The 11,937-nt window shown below is 35.3% G+C and carries 13 protein-coding genes; 3 read left to right on the plus strand and 10 right to left on the minus strand.

Annotated elements, in window-relative coordinates; genetic code table 11:
• Positions 1 to 1,179, plus strand: coding sequence for a Na+/H+ antiporter NhaA (gene nhaA / locus GTR01_RS15930; protein WP_160138790.1), 1,179 nt, complete (start codon positions 1 to 3; stop codon positions 1,177 to 1,179).
• Here the strand turns inward: nhaA and GTR01_RS15935 are convergent.
• Positions 1,176 to 2,189 carry a YihY/virulence factor BrkB family protein gene (locus GTR01_RS15935; protein WP_160138791.1) on the minus strand — a complete coding sequence of 338 codons (1,014 nt, stop codon included), beginning with the start codon at positions 2,187 to 2,189 and terminating at the stop codon, positions 1,176 to 1,178. The two genes, nhaA and GTR01_RS15935, sit on opposite strands and share 4 nt — an antisense overlap.
• A 264-nt stretch (positions 2,190 to 2,453) precedes the next feature.
• On the opposite strand from GTR01_RS15935, the gene GTR01_RS15940 reads away from it, so the two are divergent.
• Positions 2,454 to 2,927 (plus strand): 23S rRNA (pseudouridine(1915)-N(3))-methyltransferase RlmH, encoded by a 474-nt coding sequence (locus GTR01_RS15940; RefSeq protein WP_160138792.1) that lies wholly within the window; start codon positions 2,454 to 2,456, stop codon positions 2,925 to 2,927.
• A gap of 38 nt (positions 2,928 to 2,965) precedes the next feature.
• On the opposite strand, the gene GTR01_RS15945 is transcribed toward GTR01_RS15940, so the two are convergent.
• The 4 genes from GTR01_RS15945 to GTR01_RS15960 form a co-directional block, all read right to left on the minus strand.
• Entirely contained in the window at positions 2,966 to 3,421 is a 456-nt protein-coding gene (locus tag GTR01_RS15945) for a tRNA (cytidine(34)-2'-O)-methyltransferase (protein ID WP_160138793.1), read from the minus strand.
• A 149-nt stretch (positions 3,422 to 3,570) separates the two neighbouring features.
• Entirely contained in the window at positions 3,571 to 4,383 is an 813-nt protein-coding gene (locus tag GTR01_RS15950) for a tetratricopeptide repeat protein (protein ID WP_160138794.1), read from the minus strand.
• Positions 4,380 to 4,946, minus strand: a complete 567-nt coding sequence (locus tag GTR01_RS15955; protein ID WP_160138795.1) for a phosphatase PAP2 family protein — start codon at positions 4,944 to 4,946, stop codon at positions 4,380 to 4,382. Before GTR01_RS15955 ends, GTR01_RS15950 begins: the two co-directional genes overlap by 4 nt.
• Before the next feature lie 3 nt (positions 4,947 to 4,949).
• Positions 4,950 to 5,288, minus strand: a complete 339-nt coding sequence (locus GTR01_RS15960; RefSeq protein WP_123908190.1) for a twin-arginine translocase TatA/TatE family subunit — start codon at positions 5,286 to 5,288, stop codon at positions 4,950 to 4,952.
• Positions 5,289 to 5,603: 315 nt separating this feature from the next.
• Between GTR01_RS15960 and GTR01_RS15965 the strand changes: the two genes are divergently transcribed.
• Positions 5,604 to 6,548 (plus strand): hypothetical protein, encoded by a 945-nt coding sequence (locus GTR01_RS15965; RefSeq protein ID WP_160138796.1) that lies wholly within the window; start codon positions 5,604 to 5,606, stop codon positions 6,546 to 6,548.
• A 78-nt stretch (positions 6,549 to 6,626) separates the two neighbouring features.
• Here the strand turns inward: GTR01_RS15965 and GTR01_RS15970 are convergent, their stop codons facing one another.
• The 5 genes from GTR01_RS15970 to GTR01_RS15990 form a co-directional block, all read right to left on the minus strand.
• Positions 6,627 to 7,421, minus strand: coding sequence for an arylamine N-acetyltransferase family protein (locus GTR01_RS15970; RefSeq protein WP_160138797.1), 795 nt, complete (start codon positions 7,419 to 7,421; stop codon positions 6,627 to 6,629).
• Positions 7,422 to 7,494: 73 nt separating this feature from the next.
• Positions 7,495 to 8,400 (minus strand): helix-turn-helix domain-containing protein, encoded by a 906-nt coding sequence (locus tag GTR01_RS15975; RefSeq protein ID WP_160138798.1) that lies wholly within the window; start codon positions 8,398 to 8,400, stop codon positions 7,495 to 7,497.
• Positions 8,401 to 8,451: 51 nt separating this feature from the next.
• Positions 8,452 to 9,672, minus strand: a complete 1,221-nt coding sequence (locus GTR01_RS15980; protein ID WP_160138799.1) for a TCR/Tet family MFS transporter — start codon at positions 9,670 to 9,672, stop codon at positions 8,452 to 8,454.
• Positions 9,673 to 9,897: 225 nt separating this feature from the next.
• Positions 9,898 to 11,169, minus strand: a complete 1,272-nt coding sequence (locus GTR01_RS15985; protein ID WP_160138800.1) for a hypothetical protein — start codon at positions 11,167 to 11,169, stop codon at positions 9,898 to 9,900.
• Positions 11,170 to 11,256: 87 nt separating this feature from the next.
• Positions 11,257 to 11,829 carry a hypothetical protein gene (locus GTR01_RS15990; RefSeq protein WP_160138801.1) on the minus strand — a complete coding sequence of 191 codons (573 nt, stop codon included), beginning with the start codon at positions 11,827 to 11,829 and terminating at the stop codon, positions 11,257 to 11,259.
• Between the last annotated feature and the right edge of the window lie 108 nt (positions 11,830 to 11,937).

Genomic DNA, 11,937 nt, shown 5'->3' on the forward strand with positions numbered 1-11,937 from the left:
ATGAATTTATCTCTTTATTTTAAAAAATTTTTCAACAACAGTCAAGCCTCAGGAATCATCCTTATTTTCTGTGTGCTTATTTCATTACTTATTGCTAACTCGTCACTTGCCGAAAGTTTCCAGAACTTTTTAGACAAGGAAGTAGGAACACACTTATTTGGGCTGGAATATCCAGTCAGTATCTGGATTAACGATGGCCTGATGGCCGTATTCTTTCTTTTGGTGGGTCTTGAAATAAAAAGGGAACTTGTAGAGGGTGAACTTTCTTCTTTTAAGAATGCCTCATTGCCTATTTTTGCAGCAGTGGGTGGAATGCTTGTACCAGCAGTTATTTACAGTATTTTCAATACCGGAACAGAATACAGCAATGGCTGGGGAATTCCTATGGCTACAGATATTGCTTTTTCTTTAGCCATAATCTCGATGCTGGGAAAGAAAATTCCTAATTCAATTAAAATATTTTTAGCAGCATTAGCTATTGTAGATGACCTTGGAGCAATTCTTGTCATCGCTATTTTCTATACTGATCAAATTCACTGGACTTACCTCCTGCTCTCGTTTGGAATAACTGCTCTGCTATTTATTTTAAACTTTTTAAAAGTTACCAAAACAATATTTTATATTATTCCTGGGCTGTTTTTATGGTATTTCCTGCATCATTCCGGAATTCATGCAACAATAGCAGGAGTTTTACTAGCGTTTTCCATTCCTACCAACGCTTCGAATGTAGAAATTTCACCATTGGAAAAACTGGAACACCAGCTTCACATTCCTGTAAGCTTCCTGATCATGCCTATTTTTGCTTTAACAAATACCAATATTACCTTCTCAAACGAAATGGTTGCGGGGATAACAAGTACTTTAGGATTGGGGATTATTTTCGGATTGATTCTTGGAAAACTTATCGGAATCAATTTATTCTCTTTGATTGCGATTAAATTAAAGCTTAGTTCTTTACCACAAAACAGCAATTGGACTCAGATGATTGGGGTAGGTTTGCTTGCAGGAATTGGATTTACAATGTCTATTTTTATTGCTTTACTATCCTTTAAAGGTGAAATTATGATTCAGGATGAAGCTAAATTTGCCATTCTGATTGCTTCCTTTATTGCTGCAATTTTAGGATTTACGATTTTAAGCATCAGCTCTAAAAGAAATATGGAACCGGAAGAAGATTAATTCTTTTTCTGGTTTTCCAGTTTTCTTCTATGCTCTTCATCACTTTCAAAATTAGGTTCGGTAATCGGTAAATGATAATGAACAGTTTCTTTCTGAATTTCATCCGACAACAGCTTTTCTATTCTAAGTTTTCTGATCGCCATATTCAATTCATTTCCGAAGAGCAAAAGATACACATTTACATTCACCCAAACCATCAATAGGATCATACTTCCGATGGATCCGTAAAGAACGTTATAGCGGGCAATATCCTTTACATAAATAGCAAAAATATAGGTCGTTAAAACAAACAATACTGTTGTAAGAATCGCACCCGGAACCGCCTGTCTGAATCTTGTAATTTTTACCGTTCCCAACCAATAAAATAGAGTTAAAAGAATAAAATAAAACAGCGGAAAAGATACGAAACCAATGATACTGGAAAGATTATCCACCAGCCATGTTACATCATAAGCCGGCGTAAAAAGCTTCATTACCACTTCCACATAATAAACTCCGAAAAGTGTTAAAAATACCATGGTAATAAAACCTATGGTAATAAAAAATGAAAGGATAAATTCCTTTACATCACTCAGTTTTTCTTCTGTATTTTCATTAAATCCATTAATCAAAGAGAAAGTACCGTTCGTTGCAAAAATGAGCGCCAATACGATAGTCAGATTACTGATTCCTTTCATATTGGGAATAATATTGGTTTCAATATATCCTCTCACATCCCCTTCCATATTGGATGGAAAAACATTATGCATCAGGACATCAAAAATATAGAATTGCAATTTATCATAATGCGGCATATAAGGCAATACCGAAAGTAAGAACAGGATAAAAGGGAATAAACTCATGGTAAAGCTCCAGGAAATAGCAGCTGCTTTTCGCCCTATCTTTCCTTTGAAAATCCCGGAGATATAGATTTGAAACATTTGCCAAAGCGATATTCCTAAAACCGGAATATGGATGTTGTCAAAAAAATCTTGAATCTTCAGAATAAAATTAGGAACTTTTATACCCATCTATGTGCTTGTATTTTTACAAAGGTAGGGGAATTAAATTAAATAAGTAGAAAGAGATACGGAGATAATAGACGGAGAGATAATAGACTTAGAGATATGAGATGTCAATAGTCAATTTTGCTTCGCAAGTGAATCGTCAATAACAAGCGAAGGGATAACCACTTTAAACCTTGAACTTTGAACTTTCAACATTAAACCAGCTATCTAAGTTCATATTGAACCTTACCATAAAAACCTTATCTTTGCCGCCTGAAACTTCTTACAATGCGAATCAGTTTACTTTGTATCGGCAAAACGGATGATAAGGAAATTACATCCCTGATCAATTATTATCTTAACCGTCTTCCCAAGCACTGGAATTTTGAAATTACGGAAATTCCTGATGTTAAAAATGCAAAAAATCTATCTCCTGATCTTCTTAAAAAAGAGGAAGCTAAGCTTTTTCTAAACCATATTGATAAAAACGATCTTGTTGTTATCCTTGATGAAAAGGGAAAACAATTTACAAGTCGCGAGTTCTCACAAAAAATAGATACATGGATGAATTCATCCATAAAAAAGGTACACATTCTAATTGGAGGTGCTTATGGTTTCTCCGAAGATATGTATAGCAGAGCGAATGAAAAAATGTCGTTATCAAAAATGACTTTTACCCATCAGATGATCCGCTTATTTATCGTGGAACAGCTTTACCGTGCAGATCAGATCCTTCAGGGAAAGCCTTATCATAATGATTAAAAGTCATTTCTTTTATTAAAAATACGGTCAATAGCAGATTACTTTTTTAGACCGATCTGTCTTTTGGCCTCTCCTACAACAAAAGCAACCGAATTGGCAATATTAAAGCTTCGGATCAGCTTGGACATTGGAATGGTTAAATGTTTTTCAAATTGGCTTAAAACCTCTTCACTCAATCCAACACTTTCCTTTCCGAAAACAAGCCAGTCACCATCCTGAAACTCGTTTTCAAGATATGATTTTTCAGCGTGTGAACTCATTAAAAAAACTCGGGATGGATCGGGAATACTTTTTACCCACTCCTCTACATTCGCATATTCAGTAACATCGAGATGTACCCAATAATCCAATCCGGATCTCTTCAGGTTTTTATCATTAATTATAAATCCAAAAGGATGAACTAAGTGTAGTTTACATTCTGTTCCCACACACAAGCGTCCGATATTTCCTGTATTATTAGGGATTTCAGGCTCTACAAGAACGACATTTAACATGTATATTTTTTTATATGAATAAAAACAATTAAAGGGTGGTGTATCACCTTATTCAACTGTTTTTTATTTCTGGTTAATAATAGATTTCACAATAAAATCCTGATCATTCAAGGTATATTTTAAGAATTGGAAAATTATACAGAGTTGTATTATTTCTTACTACATTTAGCATAATACTCTGCCAATATAGCTTTTTCATAACCTAGCCCTACCGCTTTATCAAGATTTTCACAAGCTTCTTTAGGCTTAGTGGTATTAAATAAAATCAATGCTTTAGTTACATAGGATTGGGCAAATTTCGGATCAATGGAAATAGCTTTAGTAACATCTGCAAGAGCTTCTTTATTTTTTTTCATTCTTACATAAACATCGGCTCTGCCATTATACAATAAAGATTCAGGTTTTTCAGCGATGAGTTTATTGTAATCTTTTAATGCATCTTCCAGTTCACCGTTATTTTTTTTCAGATTGGCCAATCCGGTTTTTGCAAAAAGATTATCCGGCTCGAAGTTTAGGATATGATTAAGATCCGCTTTAGCTAAATCTTTTTTGTCCTGACTTTCATAGATTTTGGAACGGGTGAGATATAAATCAGGGCTTTTGTCATTTACTTTAAGTCCGCTTTCTACATACTCTAATGCTTTTTTCTTATCTCCTTTCTGGCTATATAATGAAGCAAGATTTTCATACACAGAAACTGACATTGGATTGGTCTTTAAGGCCATATCATATGATTTGAAAGCAAGACTGGTCTTCCCTAATCTTCTTTGCGCCGTTCCCAGATAGTTATAATATTCTGATTGAATTTTTCGGATCTGTTCTTTTTCCACCAGTTTGGAATATTGTTCTTCAGCGCATTTATAATCTGCTTTTTTGAAGCATTCTTCGGCCATTTTTTTATCCTGGGCAAAGACATTTAAAGAGAAACTAATGGAAACTAAAAGTAATAAAGATTTTTTCATGAGGTTATATTTTGTTTGTTGATCACTTTTCTGGCGAGTGCACCAAATATCACTCCCAATAAAGATCCAACAAACGCTCCCACCAAAATATCAATTGGAAAATGCACTCCTAAATATATTCGGCTGTAGGAAACCACTATAGCCCATACAAATATAGCATAAGGAAACCATTTTAGTTTATTTTTAAGCAAAATACTTAAAAAGGCGGCTAAAAAGAATGTATTAGAAGCATGAGCAGAATAAAATCCAAACTGCCCGCCACATTTTACAATCCTCATATAATGTTCCAAACTAGGGTCATGGCAGGGTCTCAATCTTGCCACTCCATATTTGAATACACTCGCAAGCTGATCGGAAACCGTGGCTCCAAGTGCTAAAAATATAAGAATAAAAACTAAAGATTTTAGTTTATAATTTTTGTATAAAAAATAAAGGAATATAATATAAAGCGGCACCCAGATCCATGTACTGGATATCAACATCCAAAACTGATCAAAGGCTGGATCGCCCAAATTATTAAGGTATAAAAATACCTGCTTATCTTCCTGAATAATTTCCTCCATATTTTATCTGCTTACAGGCCCTTCGTAGGTTTCATCATCGGCAGGCTTTGGTTTTGGAGGCTCCTGAGTGGTAGAAGCAGGTTCTGTAAGAACATCCTTTTCGATATCCTTCATGGGATTAAAATCTTTAGCAGCGTCTTTTACCTTTTCAATCTCACGTTTAATCTCAGAAACAGGATTATCTGTTTCCTTCATAATTTCAGTTTTGATATCTTCTACTGCGCCGCGCATCTTTCTAACGCCCGCACCTAAGTCACGCGCGATCTGAGGCAATTTATCCGGGCCGAATAATACAACGATTGCTATTGCAATCAGTGCCATTTCTCCAATGCTTAATTCCATGCTGTAAAATTACGAAAGATTATACATTTATTTAAGGTAAACTAAAAATTTAAACAAATTTTAAGATTTCAAAGGAAAGTTAGATTTATTATCAGAGATTTAGAGCACTCCCCTTTCCTTGATTTTAAATTTCAACTTCAAACATCTTTTTCCACGTTTATCCTTTACCAATCTATTTCCCTTACTATATCCAGCCTCTACCTTTCTCACAATTAATAGATTTTATTTACAAATTAATAAATAATTAATTCAAAATATTGAGAATTACACAATATTTAATTATATTTACTAAGCACAACCTAAATCAAATATATTATGAAAAGATTAATTACTGCCTTTAAATGTATGGCCGTTCTATCGGTATTAGTTCTCAGCAGCTGTAGTGATGATAACAACGAAATCTCCAAACAAGAAGCTGTTCATACTAAAATCACTTCTGCTGATCTGAAGAAAGAAACCACCTCTATTTCATCTGTTGTTCCAGAAATTGTACAGTCTCAGCTGAATGAATCTCAAAAGAGTCTTGAAAAATACATGCACAGTGATTTACAAATCGCCGGTGTAAATGTGATCGGGAAAATTTCAACTCAAAAAGGAATAGAGCTCTCTCAAAATCTTATTTCTGATAAAGATCAGTTTATTGCTGTAGGAAACCTTTTAGATCTTTCCACTGTAAAATTGGGAAGAATTGGTGATCTATATGTAGGTGATGATCTTACCATTGCCCAAAGCGGATTAAAAGAAATGGTGACTTCAGAAATAAAATCCGGAACCAACGTTATGGAAATCATTTGGAGTAATAAAAGCGGTAAATTCACTACTCTTTGCTTCTATAATGATGCCGGGATTATCTGGGATAATGTTCTTGGAAGTCTTATTATGATGGATACGAGAAGTACTGTTGAGAATTCAAATACAGCCGCTGCAAAAGTAGTTTCCAAATGGTACAAGGAATGGTGGACAGCCAATTGGCTTTGGGGATCTAAAAGAGGAGAAATGGGATATCAGATTACCATTTACTACTCTGGCTCATCAGTATCCAACGCAGATGTTAATGATTGGGCCAATATCAGCTTAGGAAAAGCAAAAAGCGAAAGCAAAATTATCAAAAGAACTGGTGCTTATGGACAATGTCAGTATGCATTGGGACTTTGTACTCCAACCGGATCTTTAAGTTTTAATGCCAGCAAATTCTCGGTATCATTTTCAGGATTAGGCAGCAATATGGTAAGCAATGGAGTAAAATCACTATATCCTTAGTTTCATAGAATATAAAATTTTCAAAATGATAAAGGGAAGTCTGGCAGCAGCTTCCCTTTATTTATATAGTATATTAATTTATCCTTTTTGCCTTAAAAGCTCAATTGCATTTTCCTTCAAACCAAAAATATCCCTTAACATTTGAAAAAGCTGGATTTCATTATCAATAGAAACAGATTCTTTTCCTTCCGTCTTTTTTCGGATATTTAAAGTATTGTCACTAAATGTATACCGTGCAAGAGCATCAACTTTTGAAAGAATCAAATTTTTCCTGAAATTAGATTCGGGATAGGTTGATAGATACCAATTACAGATGTCAAGATCCGGAGCTTCTACCTGTTCCAGCTCAAAACGATACACCGGCAGCCATTTTTCTCTCCAAGTCCAGAGTGTGTAAGCACCATTTTTTTGTGAAATTTTGAACGGCTCATTAGGAGTCTGTTGCCCTTCCTCTTCATTCAAAAGTAATGGACTGGTAAGTGTAGCAGTTCCAAAACCACAGTCTACAAGATACTTTTGATCATCCAACTCAACAATCAGCAATAAATGTGTTTTAGCAGCACTGCTGTTTTCATCTTTTCGCCACAATACTCTGCCCAATTGCAATTCAACTTTAAAACCTAAATATTTCAGCACTTCACTCAAAAGCAGATTTTGTTCATAGCAATACCCACCTCGGGATTCCATTACCAATTTCTGAAAAATTTGTTCTAGCTCTAATGAGGGGACTTTTCCTGTATAAGAGTCTATATTTTCGAAAGGAATATACTGAGGGTGTAATTGATGAATCTTTTTTAAAACCTCCATATTCACCCCCAAATTACCAGAATAATGAATTCTTCTGAGGTATTTTTCTAATTTTAAATCATCCATGATTCTAATTTTAAATGTTTACATCTGCAAATTTCTGAGATTATGTTTTAAAAAGTTAGAACATATACAATCATTAATAGGATAAATCAATCCTTTTTTGGTACTCAGAAGGGCTTACTCCTGTATGCTTTTTAAAAAGTCTTGAAAAATAGGAAACATCATCAATCCCTACTGCAAAAGCAACTTCAGAGACTGTATGAAGTGATGATGAAAGTAAAGCCTTTGCCTCCATCAGAAGTGCTTCATTGATAATATCAGAAGCCGTTTTCCCCGTTACTTTTTTCACGGATTTATTAAGATGATTGGGAGAAACATTTAAAAGATCAGCATATTCTTTTACCGCATGAACCTGTTGAATATGATGGGTTATTAACCTTCTGAAACGGAATACAAGAGTTTCATTTATCGATAGATTTCGCTTAGGAAGCCCTTGTATAAAATGTCGGATTTCTCCTAATAAAGTAAAAAGATAGATCCTTACAAGCTCCGAATCATTATCCATCATATAAAGATCAGTCATGTTCTGAAGAAGGATATCTATTCTTTCCTGATGCTCATCGTCAAGATATAATGTAGGATTATTTCTGATCTCTATATAGCTCAAAATATCCTGAAGGTATTTTAACCCCGGAATACCTTCTGAAATAAATTCATCAGAAAAATGACAATAAAAACCTTCCACATCCGGTGTATTATTAAGAAAGGTTCTGATTTTGTATGGCGGCAGAATAACTACCATATTCTTTTGTATGGTGAACACATCTGAACATACCATTTTTTCAAGACTTCCTTTCTTTATAAAAACGAAATCATTAACTGTCTTACGATGGGGTTGAGAAGGGGTTTTAGCATCTTTGAGAACTTTAAGAGGTTCGATAAAGAATGCATTAAGGTTTTGGTGCACCATACTCCTACCCGCCCAATCCAGATCAAGGATCGATTTAAACTCATCCGGCTTATATTGAGGAATACGATTCATCTCTTAAAAATAATCATTTTCTTCCTCTTCCCGGTTTAAAAGTCGAATATATTAAATCTTTCCTTTTTTCTTAAAAGCAGAATAAGTAATGACAACACTAATCGCCATTAAAATGAATGCTAAGAAGAACGGTGCCCCAGAAAATTTAAATGGAGCCTCGTCGTGCGTGAAGAAATAAAACAGATTGGTCATCATTGGCGGGCCTATAATGGAAGTGGCACTCATTAAACTCGTTAATGCTCCCTGAAGTTCTCCTTGTTCGTTGGAAGGTACACTTTTCGTAATCACAGACTGTAAAGCCGGCCCACAGATCCCACCCAAGCAGTAAGGAACTAAAAAGGCAAACATCATCCAGCCTTCTGAAGCAAAAGCAAACAACAACAATCCTATTGCATACATGGCAAGACCATAATAAATACTCTTCTGTTCTCCTAACCTTGGTGTAGTCCACCTGATTAAAAGCCCCTGTACTAATCCTACCAGCAAACCTACTACTCCTAATGAAATACCAACCATTCTTTCCGTCCAGTTGAATTTATACATGGTAAAGAAACTCCAGTTACTTTGTACAGCATGTCCTGCAATATAAATCAGGATCAGTGCAGTAATAAGCCCTGAGATTTCCGGATGCTTTCCTAAGAACTTAAATGAACCTACAGGATTTGCACGTTTCCAATCAAATTCTCTTCTTTTATCTTTATCCAAACTTTCAGGAAGAATAAAATACCCATAAAGGAAATTAAGAAGGCATAGACCTGCAGCAGCATAAAAAGGAACTCGTGCTCCATAATGCCCAAGAACTCCCCCCAAAACAGGGCCTATAATAAATCCTAAACCAAAAGCAGCACCTATCAGTCCAAAGTTTTTTGCCCGGTCTTCGTCCGTAGAAATATCTGCAATATAAGCACTCGCTGTAGTGACACTGGCTCCGGTAATTCCCGCTATAATTCTTCCCAGAAACAGCCACCAAATAGTTGGGGCAAGTGCAAGGAAAATATAATCTATGGCAAATCCGAAAAGTGAGATCAAAATAATGGGTCTACGCCCATATTTGTCACTCAAATTTCCAACCAGCGGCGAAAAGATAAATTGTGTGAATGCATAGGCAAACCCCAGCCAGCCACCATATTTAGCAGCTTCACTGATATCGGCATGAATTAACTCCTCTATTAATTTAGGAACAACGGGGATAATGATTCCCCATCCTGTTATATCAATCAGTAAAGTAATAAATATAAAGCCTATAGCTGCTTTTTTCTTTGAATTTTCCATGATGCTGCAAAATTAAACAAATCTTAAAAATAATGGTTCTAAATTGCACTATATTAAAGAAGTATAATACTGAACAACAGAATCATATTACATAACTATCTGTTTTTATATTATTTTAAACAATAGAAAGAAGAGAAAATTAAAGATATAATAATCATAAAACAAAAAGACCTGATTTCAGGTGATTCTGAAAACAGGTCTTTTACGATAAATGTTTACATAAAACTAGTTGCTATTAAGTTTTGTAGAGATCATTCGATTGGATATAATGCATTTGATAAGGCAGCTCTTTTTTAAAGTAACCTTTACTACATTACTATACTGATAAGCAGTAATATCTCCGTTAAGTGTTGATCTTACGCCACGGCGGTAATAAGTCGTTTGTGATACTGCCGGTGCATCGTATGTAGCAGAAGTGGCATTGGTAATATTTGTAAAAGTTATATTATCAGCTGAACTTTGCCATTGATAACCCGCTGTTCCTGTAACCTGTGCAGCCGCGGTTTCGGTGAAAGCAGCCGGATCACTATTAATGTCCAAGCAAACTGTTTGGTCAGCAGCTACAGTTCCGGGATTGTTTACTGCATTTACAAAAAGTCTTCCTGTATTTGAATTGGCCTGAAATGAACAAGTATAGAAACTGGATTTAGCCACTACTCTATACTGATTATTATTAAATCCTGCAGGAACATTATTAATATTTAATGTTGAACTGGTAACATTGCTGTAATTTGCTCCGTTGGTAAGATTAGTCCATATAGAGCCATTTAATACCTGCCATTGATAGGTAACATTAGCAGGAGTCTCATCTATATCCGTATTACTGATAACCGCTGTCATGGTAGTGGATCCACCTACAGGTACAGTTCTGTCGGACGGCTGAGACAAGTATGTCATGGGATCTATATAATATTCCGAAAGGATATTGTACACCTTCATTTCATTGAATGTAAAGCCAATTCCAAAATCTGAATAAGATAACCGAACTTCATCCCAAGCTACAGTGGGTATTACTTTAATGATCTTTCTGGGTTGATTATCTCCAAAATCAAAGAAAAAGTGGCCTCCTACCGGAGTTGAATATACTTCCTGACCGTTATTAAAAAATCTGAAACTAGCATCATTGAAGCTAGCATTAAAATTAAATCCTTCAGAAGAAAAATCTATATACACTGGTTTGTTTGCAGGAAAATCGCTCCCGGTAGTTCCTACACTGATATAGATAGGACATATCCCTGCTCCGATACCCGGTTTAAGAGACGCGTATGAATTAACGTCGATATCAGTCATATTGCTGGCATTAGCTGCCACTGCACCCACCTTTAAACAAGGAGGAAAAATAGTAATAAAATTAGCATATTGAGCAGAGGTATTTGTATCCAATAATCTTCCACATCCACCCATGGGCAGGGAAACCATTTCCTGAGATGTCATTTTGTTTGACACGAAAAGACACAATGCTATAAGCATATAACGTAGTATTGAATTTGTTTTCATCATTGATAGTTTTAAGCTGTTAATTGTACACGAAATAATACTCATCCCTAGCTAGGCATGACTGCAATGATTTTATGTTTCCTAAAATTATTTGATAACAAATACAATATTAACAAAGGAGCAGGCTGTAGCTGTTCCTGTCACATCATACCTCAGTATCCCATTAGCATCAATGCTTACATTCTTTAAAACACTTCCGTCAAAATCTGTTACATAATAATAAAGGTCTGTAGCATTTACAAAAAAAGGAATTGCTGCAGGAGCTCCTGTACTGATGACTTTAGGTGTTGAAAACTGTGTTCTATACAACTGGTACAGATCTAAAGTTCTTCCCGTACCTAAAGTAGACGTATCAATGCTGATGGAGGGCATGTAAAAGAATTTAACGATGTTTCCACTGATGGGAACCCAGTTGGGAGAAGCAGGAGTTCCGATATTCTGCGTTAAAGCCTGCCTTTTCAGATCATAAACCAATAAACCATTTGCCGGAGTGGCTACAGTAGTTAGATCAGAAATTCTTGGGATTAATACACCTTTATTGGTGCCAGTAACGTCTAAAGCAGAGCTTTTATCAGGGCTAGGAGTGCCAATCCCTGTCTGTGCGGTAATAATGCCGCCAGCACATAGTGCCGCAGCCACGAATAATTTTTCAAATTTCATTTTTGTTTTGTTTATAGTAAATATATGATAATTTACCGCATAACTCTATATTTTTCTGATTTTTTTTAATCAAAACCATTATTAATATAAAATATTAAAAAAAGCCGT

It is taken from the genome of Chryseobacterium sp. c4a (assembly GCF_009900745.1).
In the GTDB taxonomy this organism is placed as follows: Bacteria; Bacteroidota; Bacteroidia; order Flavobacteriales; family Weeksellaceae; genus Chryseobacterium.